The sequence below is a fragment of the Virgibacillus sp. SK37 genome (genome assembly GCF_000725285.1).
Taxonomy (GTDB): domain Bacteria; phylum Bacillota; class Bacilli; order Bacillales; family Amphibacillaceae; genus Virgibacillus_Q.
In genome coordinates this window covers 517,743-533,489 of record NZ_CP007161.1, presented here as the reverse complement: position 1 = coordinate 533,489, position 15,747 = coordinate 517,743, and the positions used below count along the sequence as shown (strand labels likewise).

Genomic DNA, 15,747 nt, shown 5'->3' with positions numbered 1-15,747 from the left:
AACAAAAAGTATTTTAACTCAACAACTTTTTGCTTATTTATTTAGTTATCGCGATCTATTGATAGGCCAAGAACTTCACCAGTATAAGCATCAATATCCACATCAGCTTCGTCTTCACCGTTTTCAATTTCGATCTCATAAATCATGCGATCATCGTCTTCATCTAACTCCATGCTAACAATAGTTCCTGCAAATGCATCCAACGCTATTTTTTCAGCCTTTTCCATACCGATTAGACCATTGGACTGGTTACTTTTATCTTTTTTCGCAGGCTGCTTATCATCTTTTTTCTGTTCTTCACTATTACGAACTTGCTTATCTTCTTGCGTATTCTGTTTCTCTTTCTTGTTTTTTTGTTCCTCATTATCTTCAGTAGCCTTCGTTGAGTCTTCTGCTTTCTTTTCAGTTACACTTACTTTATTTGATGTGTCCTTCTCTCTGATTTTCAACACTTCACCAGTATTAGCATCAAGCTTCAGGTCATATTCCCTGTCTTCATTCTCCACTTCCACCTCATAAAAGGTTTTATCGAAGTTTTTTTCTAGCTCTATATCTGTAATGGTACCTGGATATTGATCTGAGACCATTGTTTTAATAACATCCGTTGAAAGTTTCGGTTCCGCTTGCGAGGCATCCGAATGATAAATTCCTAAACCGAGAAAAGCTGCACCAGTAAGTGCACCAGCAACGACAGCTAATTTACTTTTCATTTCAATCTCCTCCTTATTGTTACCACCATTATATCCAACTGAAATGAAAGTCTTATGTGAAATAGATTAGAAAACGATGAGAGTGCTCATTTTTAATCATCGCTCTTCGGTAGCTGTATAGTAAAAACAGTACCTTTACCTAAATCGCTCTCTACGGTTAATTTCCCTCTATGTGCAGTTATAATTGCCTTTGCTATTGGCAAACCGAGACCTGTTCCTCCTGTTTCTCTGCTTCGGGCTTTATCAATTCTATAAAAACGGTCAAAGACCCGTTTCTGATCTTTCTCTGAAATTCCCTGTCCAAAATCCTGCACTTGAAGAAGGATGTGTTCAGCTTTTTCACATACCTTAACATGAATCGTACTTTCACTATATTTTATAGCATTATCAATCAAAATATAAATAACCTGCTTCAGTTGATCAACGTTTCCAAATACCGGTAATACATCGCCTTCCTTTGAAAATTGGATGTCACGGTCATATGCCCCCAGGAAGGTCTGGATAACCGAAGAAGTCAAAGCAGCCAGTTCAACTTGCTCATAATTAACCTCACTCTTGTTTTTAGCCAATAATAACATTTGCTCCACAAGACGCTGCATACGGTCGACCTCTGAATCAATTGCGTCAATAGATTCTTTCCATAACTCAGGATTATTCTTGCCCCGACGATCCAGTAATTGTGCATAACTTTTCACAATAGAAATTGGTGTTTTCAATTCATGGGAGGCATCAGAGACAAAGACTTCTTGTTTGTCAAAATTCTCTTTTAAGTGGTTAATCATATCATTAAATGTTTGCTCCATTTCATACAGTTCATCTTTGCTTCTATTTTGAGTATCAATTTTTTTCCACTCTTCTTCCCGCATATTTTCTTTCATTGTCTCAATAAGATCCTTAATCGGGTTTAATAAAAATCTGCCAAGAACATTCCCCGCAAAAATCGTTGGAAGAAGGATGAGCAAGGAAGCAATAACTAATACATAGAATAGCACTTGCATAGTCTCATGAAGAGAAACCAACCGATTAGAAACTTGAAGGGTAATAATATCTCCGTTTTTCCAAATAATAGGCTTGGACACAATCGCAGTTTTTAAACCATTCTTTTGTGAAACAATTTGATGTTTCTCTTTGATGGTATGCATTGGTTCGAAATTTGCATACTCTTCATCCTTTGTATGCTCGCCAATTACTTTATCATTCTTCTTAACAAGGCGAATCGTTCCGTGGGCAGGCAAAAACGCTCTATAAAAATCATCGGTAACTTCTCCATTACTATTATTTAGTGCTTCAGCAATGGTATTGGTATGTTCAACCAACTGATTTAATTCCTTCTCTGCTGTAACTGTATTGAATAATAAATAAATAGATGTATTAACTAGAAGGATCAAAAGAAGCATAAAAAGACTCGAAAACAGCTGAATCTTTAATCGAAGCTTCATGCTATCGTATCCTTTATACTATAACCCACACCGCGTATTGTTTGTATGTATGTACTCTCGTGTCCTTTATCTATTTTTTGCCTCAAATAACGAATATAGACATCAACCACGTTTGTATCTCCAAAATAATCGAACCCCCATACTTGCTCAATAAGCTGCTCTCTAGTAAGAACAATATTTTTATTTTTCACTAAGCAAACAAGTAAATCGAACTCTCTCGGTGTTAGATCTATGTTTTTTTCCTTCATTGTTACTTCATGTGCTTCAATATCTATTTTTAAATCGCCTATAAATAGACCCTCATTCTTCATTTTTTCATTCGATGGCTTACGAAGATTTGCACGTATTCTGGCAAGTAGCTCTTCAATTTGAAAAGGCTTGGTAATATAATCGTTTGCTCCGAGGTCCAAGCCACTCACTTTATCATGCACCTCGTCACGTGCAGTTAGTAAAATAATCGGGGTACAGTCGTCTGTTCTTCTAACCCTTCTTAATACCTCAAGTCCACTTAATTCCGGAAGCATAATATCCAGTAAGACCAGATCCCATTCTTGTTCTTCCATTCTTTGAAGTGCGTCTTTCCCGTTATCTGCAATTTCTGTAATATAATTCTCATAGGATAACTCTACCTCAAGAACTCTGCTTAATTTGCGTTCATCTTCAACAATTAAAATCATTGGCTTCCCCATTTTATCCACCTGCTTATTTATGTCTTCTTAATTGTACTATATCAAATTTAATACAAAAGGTATTAGCGTTTCTTTTTTCTTATTACTATAATAGAGGAAAATGAAAGGGAGTTGGAAGGATATGCTTGAAATTGATCATATTGTCATTGCTGCGAAGGATCCTGCTCAATCGGCTCAATTATTTGGGGAAACTTATAATTGCAAGATCGTTAAGGGTGGAAAGCACGAGAACTGGGGAACCTATAACTACCTAGCGTATTTCCGAAACGATTGCTATATAGAATGGCTGGGTATCTTCAATGAGGAGATTGCAGATCAATCAGACAATCCTTTAATAAAACAACTTGTTGCTGCTTTTGGGGAAAACAGAGAAGGGCCAATTCAATATGCTCTCCGTACCGAACAGATGGATCTACTTATTGAGAGGTTAACTAAGTTGAACTATTCCTTCAACGGGCCTGTTGCTGGCGAACGCGAGAAGCCGGATGGCACCAATTTGCAGTGGCGCATGTTGTTTCCAGAATCAGAGAGCGGATTTCCTTTTATAATTGAATGGGGAAGAAATAAAAATATACCGAATGACCGCGAAATCATTAATAAAACTACCATACAGGAAATTCATGATGGCTTTATTAACTTGGAGAAGTTTGAGAAGATCACTGACTTATCTCTAGAGGGTAATAGCATACAATTACAGAATGGGAAACTTACGCTTACCTCAAATAATAAACTCGACTTCTCCTTGCAGGACTAGAATGAGAACTTCACAACTTATCTTATAAGTCATTTGCTGCAGGGTGTGGTAATCCGCTGCGGGAGAGATTTATCAGCTGGAGAACGAAAGTACCCACCGCAGTTTTATGTATTTTGCGAATTATCTTGTCCACCCTAAGTTTATTCTGTGGATATAAAAATAGCGGCTCCTCCTTTAAGGAGTGGGGGCCGCTATTGCTTTTATTAACCTAATTGCTGATGCAAAAATTCCGTTACAGATTCAGGTGATTTTGTATATGCACTATGTTGATGTGCTATCTTTTCGCCATTTTGGAAAATTAAGATACTCGGAATTCCCATTACTTCATACTCTTGAGCAATTCCTTCCACTTCATCACTGTTAATCTGATACCATTTATAGTTTTGAAATTCTTCCATTACTTCACCAATAAACATGTCCATCCGCTTACAATCGGGACACCAATCTGCAAAGAACTTAATGATTACAGGTTCTTCACTCTGTATAATTTCGTTAAATTGTTCTTCTGTTTTTATATGCTCCATTCTTTACACTCCTTACTTATCTAATACTTTCATTTTAACCATATTCACAGAGTTTGTCTTTTTCTATGCTTCATCCTTATACTCAACCTTACCAAGAATGTAGGCTGCAAACAGCCCCGCACCGAAAGCAACAATACTTAATAAAAGCAGATTAGTTGTTGATGGCCAACCAGGAAATACAACGACAATGGAACCGATCACTAGACCGATAATTAACGCAAACGTTCCTGTTCTGTAATTAGTTAGGAAATAGTTTATAATTTTGCTCATCACAACAATACCCACCAAAATCCCTACACCTGTAACAGCAATAATATCTATATGCATATTGCTTACAGCGCCAATTACCGTTGGATAAACACCAAGAATCAATAGCATAAACGATCCACTGATGCCAGGGAGAATCATCGCACTACTTGCAACAAATCCGGAAAAGAAAAGTAAAATATAATCTGAAGGCTGTAATTTAGTCATGACTCCAACCTCACCAGCATTTAAAAACACCATAGAGCCTACTAAAATAGCGCCAATTACAAGTAAAATCACATGATTCATCTTAAAGGAGTGCTTCGCGTCTGCCTTATGAAACAAATAAGGTAGCACTCCTATAATTAACCCCAAGAAGAAAAATTGGGTGGGCCCCGGGAAGTGTTCAAATAACCATTCGATTAACTTACTTAAAAGCAAAATCGCAGTTCCAACCCCAATTGCCAAAGGAACTAAAAACCCTAACTGTTTTTTCCAGTCTTTACTTAACACTCCATTAACTGCAGCAATCAATCTGTCATAAATTCCCAGTAATACTGCTATCGTGCCTCCACTAACTCCTGGAATTACATCACTTGCTCCCATTAACATGCCACGATAAATATTTTTCCATTCCATTATATTTCCCCCTGATTTAACTAGTATGCTCCCTGCTCTGGAAAGTGAAGCTCCTCCATCCACAGTCTCATATGATCCTTAATCTCGTTATAATGCTTTTTCGCATTAGGCAAGTCCGCTTCCTTAAGTAGATACATCGGAACTACCTTGTAGTCTGATTCATTAGTAAACGTTACAAATGTAGGTAAAAATTGTGGGTTACTAATTTCCACTTCAGCATGTTCACCTTTATTTTCTACTTTTGTAAGAGTCAATGTTAGTACCCCACCAATTCTACGGTAAAATTCGTCCTGCCCAGATAAAAAGTTTCCTAAGGAATAAATAACAAAGGACTTGTTTCCATCTTTACCATTCACCCACTCCACAGGTTGTAAAACATGGGGGTGATGGCCGAGAATAATGTCTGCACCTTGATCGGCAGCAAATTGGGCCAAATTCCTTTGCTTCTCATTAGGTAATCTTTCATATTCATCTCCAAAATGAAGGCTCAGCACCACAACATCCGCTTGTTTTTCCGCTTTCGTGAGCTCGCCTGCTATTTGTTTCTTATCTATTTGGTTGACTAAATAATCTTTGTTTTTCGGTTCTGTTATTCCATTTGTACCATAGGTATATGCCAGAAAAGCCAAGGTAATATCCTCATCCGTCTTAAAGATTCGTAGTTTTTCTTGGTCTGCTTTGTTTTTATAAGCTCCCGTATACATTATATCTAGTTCTTTCCAGTAGTTAATGGCGTTATGAATTGCTTCTTCGCCATGATCAAGCGTATGGTTATTTGCAAGCGAAACAACATCCACACCAGCTTTCTTTAATGCATCCCCAATTTCGTATGGACTATTGAATCTGGGATAACCTGATAAGCCAATCTCTTCTCCACCAATCATTGTTTCTTGATTTGCAAATGTAACAGACGAAGCTTTTAAATAACTGTCCACAAGATCTAACATAGGCGTAAAATTAAATGTATCTTTTACTCTTGCATCATCATATACCCTATCATGAATCAAGATATCTCCAACAGCAGACAACGTAATTTGTTTGTTCATCTTCTCTTTTTCTACAAGATTGGTATCTTTTCTTTTATGGTTTTCTCCCTGAACATCTAGGTTGCTTCCTTGGCATCCTGCTAAAAATAAGATCAGCAGGAATACCGCAGGGAAATATATTGTTTTATAAATAGACATCTCATGCCTCACTATTTTACGTCGTTTTATCCATGTTACAACATGCTTTAAATTTATCATATATCTGACCCAAATGGTTACGATCCAATTCATGCAGGCAATTCCAGTCTATTCCATCGATAATGTAATAATGAAAATCCCAAATCTTTTGTTTTATGTTTGGATCACTAACTAATGCCAAATTATATAATACTTCAATTAGACTATAAAGTATAGACACATCGCCTTTACCATAATGCATGATTTGGTAGAAACTTTTATAAAGATAATCCTCAAATTTTTTAGGTGTATGCATAATGCGTAAGAACCCTTCTTTATCAGAAATATAATAGACTTCTTTATATCTTCTACCAATATCCGCCAGTGCAGTTCCGATACGATTGATACAATTAATTGCGGTGTGTGGATCGTTCAATGCCGGAGAAATAGCTTTTAACGAAATTTCAACGAGTTTTTGCAGCATAAATTCAGCATCCTGGATATCTGTTCTTTCTTGGCCAACAACAAGCAAATGATTGATTTCTTTTTTATTAATCTCCTTATCAACTTAATATACATGCATAATAGGATATCCTTCTGGAAGAAAATCACCGGTATTTACCTGAACCTCTATCACACAATCTTTTTTTATTGCCCATTTTATAAGTTCAGCCCATTCTACATGTTGTACATACCCGGGGTTCTTTGCATAAATCGTCTCCATATTGGTGTGTTTTATCTTAGCAATTTCCTCGTCATCCCACTTTTCATTTTCCGTGAAATTGCTTTCCTTAAACGCATCACGAATTACTCTGGTAGCATCTTTTCTTAATTTCCCCACCAAGTTATTAACTTGTAGCCCCCTTGCAGAATGATGAATGAAATAAATAAAAAATGCCAGCGAGGCAATTGCAATAGATACCATAAAAATTGGTCCTAAAAAAGTATTTCCCTTTCCAACCAATACTAAATTTAATAGGGCAAATATAAAGCCAAAACAGTACACACCAAGTACATGATGTGTCATTTTACTACGCATAAAATCCTGAAGCGTTCTAGGCGAAAACTGTGTGGAGTATGTAGTTAAAACAACCATTATTACTGAAAAGCTGATCGTAGTCATTGTTAAAATGGCAGTAACTAGCGAACCATACAATTCCTTTGCAATGCTGGAGTTTGTTAACAATATGGAGGGGAGGCTCTCTTTGAAGCTGCCTATGAACCACTTATCAGCAAACGTACTTACTATCACAAGGAGAATAGAGGTAATACCATATAATAGCGGAACAAACCAATAACTTCCTCTCACTTTCATCCAAAACTTTTTCTGGTACATGCTTATTTCTCCTTTTATATTTATTTAATTTTATCTATATGTACCCTAAAAGCATTAAAACAACGCAAAAAAAGCCGTGGAAGGCTTTTTTGAATAAGAGTTAATAGATTGTTACACCAGTACCAAAGTAGCTTTAGTGTGGATATTTTTTATTTATTAAGCTACATAAGTTTTTATCAGTTCCTGTATCTGTATGATGTCTTTTCTCTCTTACTTTATTCTTTCAATAATCGTCGCATTTGCCATCCCCATTCCTTCACAAATGGCAAGAAGTCCGTATCTTCCATTTATCCGTTCCAATTCATGTAATAAAGAGACGAGTAGCTTTGTGCCAGTTGCGCCAAGTGGATGACCAAGTGAAATTGCGCCACCGTTAACGTTAAGTCTAGAAATATCTGCATCCATATCCTTGAGCCAAGCAAGCGGGACTGGAGCAAATGCCTCATTTACTTCATATCGATCGATTTCTTGTATAGCAAGACCTGCTTTATCCAATGCTCTTTTTGTTGCCGCAATGGGGCCAGTTAGCATTAACGTTGGATCAGAGCCTACTACCGTACGGGTAACAATTCTAGCTTTTGGCTGTAAGCCTAATTGGACTGCTTTTTCCTTAGACATTAGCAATACGGCACTGGCACCATCACTCATCTGACTTGCATTTCCGGCAGTAATTTTTCCATCTTCTTTAAATACAGGATTTAAACCAGCTAAAGCTTCTAATGTAGTTCCCTTTCTTGGCCCCTCATCCTGCTCTACAATGGACTCTCCTTCTTCTGTTTGTATCACAACAGGAACAATTTCTTTTTTATAGTATCCACTCTCTATTGCATGTAAAGCATGTTTATGACTACGTAAAGCAAATTGATCTAGATCTTCTCTCGATAAATACCATTGTTCCGCTATTCTTTCCGCTGAAATACCTTGGTTAACAATTTCATATTTATCCGTAAGCCTTTCACTCGGTTTAACTTTTCCCATATTGGAAAACATAGGGGATCTCGACATACTTTCAACTCCCCCAGTGATTACAATATCCATGTCTCCTGACGCAATTGCTTGTGCTCCAAAGTGAACTGCCTGCTGACTCGAACCACATTGTCGATCAATGGTTACCCCGGGAACGTGAACAGGGAATCCAGCAATTAAGGCTGCAGTACGAGCGATATTGCCTCCCTGCTCATTAGTTTGAGTCACGCAACCAAGAATAACATCTTCCACCAGATCCTTGCTGACTCCCGCGCGATTTACCAGCTCCTCCAGAACGATAGCAGCAAGCTCGTCTGATCGGTAGTCGGCAAATGATCCCTTTCTTTTTCCTACTGCTGTCCGGCAACTCTCTACAATAACAACTTCTCTCATTTCCCCACCTCACAAATATTTGACGTTTAATTCTCAATTATCTAAATTATACCCTTGATAGCAAATTAGCGAAAGACTTGATTGAAGGATGTTTTATTTTAATGCAGAAGGGAAAAGAAACATATAGGATAATAATATTTACAAAGAAAGGGTAGTTAATGATGAAAAATACACAATATCAGCCAACAAAAAATAAACAACTTTCCGATGCACAGGAGGTTCACTACGCAAAAGAGTTTAAGCAAGCTGATATGGCTGGCGGTTACAGAAAGCCTCGTGTAAAACAGGCGAAAAAAGAAAATCCTGATTTAATCAAATAACGTTTTGAAGGTAGCTTATGAAACAAAATCATTGTTTCATAAGCTTTTTTTAATTCTGTTCTAAAATATATGTTGGGGGTTATTCAATGAGTCGGAAAATAGATAAACTGCGACGTAACTTGTGAGAATGGAGTAATTAATTATAGAGAGGAAGCACCCATTGATTTGCGTTTCAGGCGGACGCTTTCCGCCGGCATGGCCTCAGCCGCTTCCTCCGCTACCCTCCGTCCAGGGTCTTCAGCTCATGCTATTCCGGCAGGAGTCGTCATCTTCCATTCCAATCAATTGGTACACAGCACATTCTGGGTGTATGCATACGCTATTTTTCTCCCTAGGTATAATAGTAAATAGTAGCGAAGGAAAAATACGGAGACTCCTGGGGGAGATGAGGCATCAGTGAGACCCCGGAATGCCTAGCGTAAGGAGGTTCATCAGCCGCCCGCGGAAAGCGGAATATTTCCCCGTAGCGGTGATTTACGCAGTCTCTATATTTTTAGTTACGTCGCAGTTTACTCCAACTATGAATGAACAAAATACGTTTGTACCCAAACATTTGCAGTAGAATCTTTAATTCTAAATTCGAATATAATCCTTTGAAACTTTTTCCACTTTCATATCGTAGAAAGTAATAATCAGAATACAGGAGGTTTACTATATGCCAGAAAAAGCGATGGAATTAATTAATTTTGAAAAAAAGATCCGAAAGAAACATATTATTAAAGATCTTTCTTTTACCATTAATAAAGGAGAAGTATTTGGATTAATCGGCCCTAACGGAGCTGGTAAAACGACAACAATACGTATGATGGTTGGATTAATGAAACCCACAGATGGCGATATACATATACTTGGAAATAGCATCAAAAATAATTTCAAAGAAGCGATCAGAGAAGTAGGCGCCATTGTTGAAAATCCGGAAATGTACCCTTTTATGACCGGATGGCAAAACTTAATGCACTATGCTCGTATGATTCCAGGTATAACCACAGAACGAATCAAGGAAGTTATCACACTCGTGGGACTGGAAAAACCGATTAAAGAAAAAGTAAAAAAATACTCTTTAGGTATGCGCCAAAGATTAGGTATTGCTCAGGCTCTTTTGCATAGTCCATCTGTACTCATTTTGGACGAGCCTACAAACGGACTGGATCCGGCTGGAATTAGAGAAATTCGGCAATACATTAGAAATCTGGCAGAGAAAGAAAATGTAGCTGTGATTATTTCAAGTCATTTGCTATCAGAGATTGAGCTGATGTGTGACAAAATAGGCGTTATAAAAAATGGGCAGCTCGTAGCAATCCAGGAAGTGAATGAGCCTGCAGCAGGAGAGCAAGTAAAATTAATCGAAGTAAACCTGGAAGCAGAACCAACTGAAAAAGCAGCAAACCTTCTTAGAGATAATTACGAACTTAAACCAGAAGCCAAGGGTAAAATCATCTCTTTCGAAACAGACAGAAAAGAGATACCGTCCATTATAAAAGGCTTGGTAGAACAAGATATATTAGTTTATCAAGTAAATGTGTCGAAAACAAAGCTAGAAGATAAATTCTTTGATTTGATTGGAGAGAATACTATTGAGTAATTTGTTCAAGCTGATAAACAACGAATTAATTAAAACATACATACAGAAATCAACATGGGTCATGTATATTATCTTGGTTGGTATCATTATCGGTTTGGCCGCACTAACGGTGAGCTTTGAAGAGACTGGGGACAAATACGACCAAGATAATTGGCGAGAAGTACTGCAACAGGAAAATAAAGAATTACAAAGCGAGATGGAAAAAGAAGAATATATGGAAGGCATGAACACAACTCTCATTGCCAAGAACAATTATTATCTTGAAAATGACATTCAGCCTGAGGGGTATGGAGCACTTCAATTTGTTATGGAAAATCAGTTGCTGCTTTCATTAGTTAGTCTGCTTACAATCATTGTTGCAGCCGGCATTGTAGCAAATGAGTATCGTTGGGGAACAATAAAACTTCTTTTAATTCGGCCTATTTCTCGTACTAAAATCTTACTCTCCAAATATATTTCTGTTTTGTTATTTGCTTTAATTACATTGTTATTTGTCTTACTTTTCTCATGGATTATTGGAGCCATCTTCTTTGGCGTTAATGGAATAAATCCACACATCGTATTAGAGAAAGACAATGGATTTGCCTATGTCCCTGTATTGGGTGAAATAGCGTCCGGTTATGGCTATAAACTTATTAACCTATTTATGATGGCAACATTTGCATTCATGATCTCGACCATTTTTAAAAATAGCGCGTTAGCTATAGGTACAGCTATCTTCTTAATGATGGCGGGAAATCAGATTGTATTGTTTTTCGCAGAACGCGAATGGGCTAAGTACATCCTCTTTGCCAACACAGATTTAAGTCAATATGCCAACCAGAATACGCCATGGATAGAAGGAATGACACTTGGTTTTTCCATTACCATATTACTAATTTATTATGTTATTTTTCTCCTTCTGTCATGGGTATTCTTTACGAAAAGAGATGTAGCTGGAAGTTAGCCTTTGAACCTCGAAAAAATTAAAAAAATCTACGATAAACTTAAAGAGAGACTGCGATATGCGAGTCTCTCTTTCTGTTATAACATAATTTTTCACTTTATCGGGTGGTAACAAAAAAGTTATTTATGTTGAAATGGGCATTTTCCTTTAATAGGTTCAATATCGTCTCCTATAAAATATTGCTTCCACTCCCTATGTTCCGGATCCCCATAATGGCTAATATTCGGATGCTTCGGTAGGCCATCCCACTTTTCAACTCTTTCTCTCACCTTTTCCCTCGACATTGCTCCACCTTTTGAAGTACCTTCCAGCTTTTCAAAAATTCTCCTTGGTTGAAAGCCAATAACTAAGCTATTACCAAGGTCACGGGTTTTACGTTGCTTATAGGCAGGAGCATTACCAAAGGCAAAATAAGGCTCTCCCGCAAAACTAAATGCCCAAAGAGGGTGGTCCGGATCTTTTGGATAGTCTGCTGGCCATTCATGCTCATCATGAGTATGTAGATACTGCAATACATTCCAAAAATAGTCCCTATAATATTCTACACTTTTTTCTTCTTTCTCAGGTTCCACGAAAAGAAAAAAGCCATGACGAATTAATCTTTTCTGATTATCAAACAAGCGATTAAACGCTTCGAGTGCTTTAGGTAATGCTGACCAATCATCATGTGTGATATATCCATACCTAAGCTCCCCACGTTTTTGTCCAGACATACCGAAATAACATGGAAAAGTAGGATTTGTAACGACTTTTTCAAAATTATTATATTCCTTCAGCAGCCAACCAGGTATGTTATTCTCTATATTAAAATCTTCTTTTGTTAATAGATAATTTGCTGTTTTTGTCATGCACATAACCTCCATATCTTGATGTTCTATTTCCCATTTTGTGATGAAACCAAACAACCCCGAAACGTTTTGATTTCGTATGATAGGGAAATGTTAGTTAGATAACATAATGGAGGATGGAATATGAAGAACCTAATTGATAAGAAGATTACACCACAGAAATTAAATTGTAATACAGAGTATGACCAATTAAATAGTGTCATCGTTGCACCTCCAGCGTATATGGAAATTAAGCATGCCATAAATAAAACGCAAGAACACTATTTACAGAATAATATAGATAAGACAAAAGCCATGGAACAGCATGCCAGCTTTGTGGAATCTCTCAAGGAAAATAATTGTGAGGTAATCACACTGGAACCTAAGGAAAATTTAAATGAGCAGGTTTTCACTCGTGACATCGGCTTTGTTATTGGAGATACGTTTTTTGTCTCTAACATGAAAGAGGAAATGAGGAAGCCTGAGACTTCCGTACTTACAGATTCGTTAGAACAAAAGAACATTTCTTATACAAAAATGAGAGATACCTCCATTGAAGGTGGCGATGTACTTGTGGATGGAAATACAATTTGGGTAGGAAAAAGCGGAAGAACAGCTGAAAAAGCTATAAACCAATTAAAAAATTTGCTTCCCGATTATACCATTCACATGATAAACGTAAGAGAGGATATTTTACATCTCGACTGTGTATTCACGATCCTGGATGAGGATTATGCCATAGTTTACTCCCCTGCAATTGATGAGGAATCATATAATTTAATAAAAAACAAATATACTATTATTGAGGCCACGACTAAAGAACAATTTAATATGGGACCAAATGTGCTTTCAATTGGGCAGAATAAAATTATTAGCCTGCCTGAAAATAAACGTTTAAACCGAAAAATGAAACAAGCTGGCTTTCACGTTATCGAGGTTGAGTTTTCTGAAATAATCAAATCAGGGGGATCATTTCGATGTTGTACCCTTCCACTTAAGAGAGGATAATTTGATATCATTATGTCTGCATAAAAAGGATTAGCCAACATAACGGCTAATTCTTTCTTCATTTTTGACTAACAATATCAATTTTACTTCTTTATTCTTCTGGCTTAAAAAAGCGAAATTCATCCGGCCTGTGGCGAGATTCAGTATATTGAAAAAGGGTTGTATCTTAAAGAAGGAGTCATAGGGGCTTAACCTAATTTTATCCGGGCTTTGCAAGGAGTCTTCATAATTAGATAATAAAATAGCAGAATAGATTAATCGGCAGAAGAACGAAATTATCCGCCTCAGAATAGAAAAAGCCGGTAGCACATCTCATGTGCTACCGGCTAAATATAAAAGCCCCATATTAGCTTGTTTTTGATTTTTTAGAAGCCTTTTCTCTTTCACTCTTATTAAGGATTTTTTTCCGTAAACGGACTGATTCTGGTGTTACTTCACAGTATTCATCATCATTTAGGTATTCAATCGCTTCTTCTAAAGACATGGAACGCGTCTTCTTAATTGTAGATGTTTGGTCCTTTGTTGATGAACGAACGTTAGTTAAATGTTTTTCTTTCGTAATATTAACCGTCAAATCATTTTCACGGTTATGCTCTCCAACAATCATCCCAGCGTAAATTTCAGTACCTGGTTCAACGAAGATTACTCCACGATCTTCCAACTGCATAATACCATATGTTGATGCTTTTCCATTTTCCAATCCTACTAGAACACCTTGGCGTCGGCCGCCAACCTGACCTTTGATTAAAGGCTCATATGCTTCAAATGAATGGTTAATAATTCCATATCCGCGAGTCTGTGACATAAACTCGGTAGAATAACCGATCAGCCCACGTGAAGGAACTTTAAATTCAAGACGGACTTGCCCATTACCTTGGTTAACCATATCGAGCATTTCGCCTTTACGGGCTCCAAGAGACTCCATAATTGGACCAGTATAATCTTCAGGAACATCAACCTGCACACGCTCAACCGGTTCGCATTTCACACCATCAATTTCTTTAATGATTACTTGTGGCTTGGATAATTGAAGCTCGTATCCTTCTCTTCTCATGTTTTCAATCAGAATAGACAGGTGAAGCTCACCACGCCCTGACACGATCCACGCATCCGGTGATTCAGTTGGTTCTACACGAAGACTTACATCTGTCTCCAATTGTTTTAATAAACGTTCTTCTATTTTACGTGATGTGATATATTTACCTTCACGTCCAGCAAAAGGACTGTTATTCACAACAAAAGTCATTTGTAATGTCGGCTCATCAATCCGTAGCCATGGTAAAGCTTCCGGATGATTTTGCGGACAAATGGTCTCTCCGATATTAATATCATCCATACCTGCAATGGCTACAATATCTCCAGCCTTTGCTTCTTGAATCTCAATTCGTTTCAAGCCAATAAAGCCGAATAACTTGCTTATACGGAAAGATTTCTGGGTGCCATCCTCTTTCATTACAACTACTTGTTGTCCAACACTAATCTTTCCTCGGAATACCCGTCCTACACCAATTCGGCCTAAATAATCGTTGTAATCCAATAATGTAATTTGGAATTGCAAAGGTTCTTCCTGATTATCTACAGGTGCAGGGATGTGTTCCATAATTGTAGTAAATACCGGATCCATCGTCTCTTCCTGTTCATCTGGTTCAAATCCGGAAGTACCATTTAAAGCAGAAGCATAAACGACAGGGAACTCCAACTGCTCATCATCTGCACCAAGCTCAATAAATAAATCTAAAACCTCGTCTATTACTTCATTTGGCCGAGCATTTGGTCGGTCAATTTTATTTAAAACTACCATTGGGGTTAATTTCTGTTCCAATGCCTTCTTTAGTACGAAACGTGTTTGCGGCATCGTGCCTTCATAAGCATCAACAACTAATGCCACACCATCAACCATTTTCATGATCCGTTCCACTTCACCACCAAAGTCAGCATGGCCTGGTGTATCTAATATATTAATTGCTGTATCTTTATATTTTATAGCTGTATTTTTAGCCAAAATTGTAATTCCACGTTCTCTTTCAATATCACCCGAGTCCATTGCTCGTTCATTTACTTGTTCGTTCTCACGAAATGTCCCAGAGTATTTCAACAATTGATCCACAAGTGTTGTTTTACCATGGTCTACGTGCGCGATAATAGCGATATTACGAATATCTTCTCTTAATTGCATAAAAAGTACGCTCCTCTTGTATAACGGGA

At 37.4% G+C, this 15,747-nt stretch carries 14 protein-coding genes and 1 pseudogene; 5 read left to right on the top strand and 10 right to left on the bottom strand.

Features of this window, described 5'->3' with window-relative positions:
• Nucleotides 1-41 precede the first annotated feature (41 nt).
• The 3 genes from X953_RS19000 to X953_RS02740 all read right to left on the bottom strand — a co-directional run bounded on the left by X953_RS19000 (nt 42) and on the right by X953_RS02740 (nt 2,838).
• The gene (locus X953_RS19000) at nt 42-710 is read right to left on the bottom strand and encodes a PepSY domain-containing protein (RefSeq protein ID WP_052350024.1); all 669 of its coding nucleotides are present in this window, start codon (nt 708-710) and stop codon (nt 42-44) included.
• Nucleotides 711-802: 92 nt separating this feature from the next.
• The gene (locus X953_RS02745; protein ID WP_040954266.1) at nt 803-2,149 is read right to left on the bottom strand and encodes a HAMP domain-containing histidine kinase; all 1,347 of its coding nucleotides are present in this window, start codon (nt 2,147-2,149) and stop codon (nt 803-805) included.
• The gene (locus tag X953_RS02740; RefSeq protein WP_040954265.1) at nt 2,146-2,838 is read right to left on the bottom strand and encodes a response regulator transcription factor; all 693 of its coding nucleotides are present in this window, start codon (nt 2,836-2,838) and stop codon (nt 2,146-2,148) included. The genes X953_RS02745 and X953_RS02740 overlap by 4 nt, the downstream gene beginning before the upstream one ends.
• A 121-nt stretch (nt 2,839-2,959) precedes the next feature.
• Here X953_RS02740 and X953_RS02735 point away from each other — a divergent pair, with 121 nt between their 5' ends.
• Complete coding sequence (locus tag X953_RS02735) at nt 2,960-3,592, top strand: VOC family protein (RefSeq protein WP_052350023.1); 633 nt, start codon at nt 2,960-2,962, stop codon at nt 3,590-3,592.
• Nucleotides 3,593-3,795: 203 nt separating this feature from the next.
• Here X953_RS02735 and X953_RS02730 read toward each other — a convergent pair whose 3' ends face one another.
• The 5 genes and pseudogenes from X953_RS02730 to X953_RS02710 form a co-directional block, all read right to left on the bottom strand.
• Nucleotides 3,796-4,116, bottom strand: a complete 321-nt coding sequence (locus X953_RS02730) for a thioredoxin family protein (RefSeq protein WP_040954264.1) — start codon at nt 4,114-4,116, stop codon at nt 3,796-3,798.
• 63 nt (nt 4,117-4,179) lie between these two features.
• Complete coding sequence (locus X953_RS02725; RefSeq protein WP_040954263.1) at nt 4,180-5,001, bottom strand: DUF368 domain-containing protein; 822 nt, start codon at nt 4,999-5,001, stop codon at nt 4,180-4,182.
• 20 nt (nt 5,002-5,021) lie between these two features.
• Complete coding sequence (locus tag X953_RS02720; RefSeq protein ID WP_040954262.1) at nt 5,022-6,185, bottom strand: CapA family protein; 1,164 nt, start codon at nt 6,183-6,185, stop codon at nt 5,022-5,024.
• Between the two features lie 16 nt (nt 6,186-6,201).
• Nucleotides 6,202-7,479, bottom strand: a pseudogene (locus X953_RS20165) (DUF2254 domain-containing protein).
• 231 nt (nt 7,480-7,710) lie between these two features.
• On the bottom strand, nt 7,711-8,859 hold the full coding sequence (locus tag X953_RS02710) for a thiolase family protein (protein ID WP_040954261.1): 1,149 nt from the start codon (nt 8,857-8,859) through the stop codon (nt 7,711-7,713).
• Nucleotides 8,860-9,017: 158 nt separating this feature from the next.
• Between X953_RS02710 and X953_RS19350 the strand changes: the two genes are divergently transcribed.
• The 3 genes from X953_RS19350 (at nt 9,018) to X953_RS02700 (ending at nt 11,707) form a co-directional block, all read left to right on the top strand.
• Nucleotides 9,018-9,179 carry a YfhE family protein gene (locus X953_RS19350; RefSeq protein ID WP_198023307.1) on the top strand — a complete coding sequence of 54 codons (162 nt, stop codon included), beginning with the start codon at nt 9,018-9,020 and terminating at the stop codon, nt 9,177-9,179.
• 655 nt (nt 9,180-9,834) lie between these two features.
• Entirely contained in the window at nt 9,835-10,761 is a 927-nt protein-coding gene (locus tag X953_RS02705; protein ID WP_040954260.1) for an ABC transporter ATP-binding protein, read from the top strand.
• Nucleotides 10,754-11,707, top strand: coding sequence for an ABC transporter permease (locus X953_RS02700; RefSeq protein WP_040954259.1), 954 nt, complete (start codon nt 10,754-10,756; stop codon nt 11,705-11,707). Before X953_RS02705 ends, X953_RS02700 begins: the two co-directional genes overlap by 8 nt.
• A 119-nt stretch (nt 11,708-11,826) precedes the next feature.
• On the opposite strand, the gene X953_RS02695 is transcribed toward X953_RS02700, so the two are convergent.
• Nucleotides 11,827-12,555: a YqcI/YcgG family protein gene (locus X953_RS02695; RefSeq protein WP_040954258.1), complete on the bottom strand. Its 729-nt coding sequence runs from the start codon at nt 12,553-12,555 to the stop codon at nt 11,827-11,829.
• 123 nt (nt 12,556-12,678) lie between these two features.
• On the opposite strand from X953_RS02695, the gene X953_RS02690 reads away from it, so the two are divergent.
• Nucleotides 12,679-13,542: a dimethylarginine dimethylaminohydrolase family protein gene (locus X953_RS02690; protein ID WP_040954257.1), complete on the top strand. Its 864-nt coding sequence runs from the start codon at nt 12,679-12,681 to the stop codon at nt 13,540-13,542.
• Nucleotides 13,543-13,888: 346 nt separating this feature from the next.
• Here the strand turns inward: X953_RS02690 and typA are convergent, their stop codons facing one another.
• Nucleotides 13,889-15,718: a translational GTPase TypA gene (typA, locus tag X953_RS02685; protein ID WP_040954256.1), complete on the bottom strand. Its 1,830-nt coding sequence runs from the start codon at nt 15,716-15,718 to the stop codon at nt 13,889-13,891.
• Between the last annotated feature and the right edge of the window lie 29 nt (nt 15,719-15,747).

Bases quoted from the DNA above. Each gene is read 5' to 3' on its own strand.
- X953_RS19000 (WP_052350024.1), bottom strand. From the start codon at position 710: ATGAAAAGTAAATTAGCTGTCGTTGCTGGTGCACTTACTGGTGCAGCT.
- X953_RS02745 (WP_040954266.1), bottom strand. From the start codon at position 2,149: ATGAAGCTTCGATTAAAGATTCAGCTGTTTTCGAGTCTTTTTATGCTT.
- X953_RS02740 (WP_040954265.1), bottom strand. From the start codon at position 2,838: ATGGGGAAGCCAATGATTTTAATTGTTGAAGATGAACGCAAATTAAGC.
- X953_RS02735 (WP_052350023.1), top strand. From the start codon at position 2,960: ATGCTTGAAATTGATCATATTGTCATTGCTGCGAAGGATCCTGCTCAA.
- X953_RS02730 (WP_040954264.1), bottom strand. From the start codon at position 4,116: ATGGAGCATATAAAAACAGAAGAACAATTTAACGAAATTATACAGAGT.
- X953_RS02725 (WP_040954263.1), bottom strand. From the start codon at position 5,001: ATGGAATGGAAAAATATTTATCGTGGCATGTTAATGGGAGCAAGTGAT.
- X953_RS02720 (WP_040954262.1), bottom strand. From the start codon at position 6,185: ATGTCTATTTATAAAACAATATATTTCCCTGCGGTATTCCTGCTGATC.
- X953_RS02710 (WP_040954261.1), bottom strand. From the start codon at position 8,859: ATGAGAGAAGTTGTTATTGTAGAGAGTTGCCGGACAGCAGTAGGAAAA.
- X953_RS19350 (WP_198023307.1), top strand. From the start codon at position 9,018: ATGATGAAAAATACACAATATCAGCCAACAAAAAATAAACAACTTTCC.
- X953_RS02705 (WP_040954260.1), top strand. From the start codon at position 9,835: ATGCCAGAAAAAGCGATGGAATTAATTAATTTTGAAAAAAAGATCCGA.
- X953_RS02695 (WP_040954258.1), bottom strand. From the start codon at position 12,555: ATGACAAAAACAGCAAATTATCTATTAACAAAAGAAGATTTTAATATA.
- X953_RS02690 (WP_040954257.1), top strand. From the start codon at position 12,679: ATGAAGAACCTAATTGATAAGAAGATTACACCACAGAAATTAAATTGT.
- typA (WP_040954256.1), bottom strand. From the start codon at position 15,718: ATGCAATTAAGAGAAGATATTCGTAATATCGCTATTATCGCGCACGTA.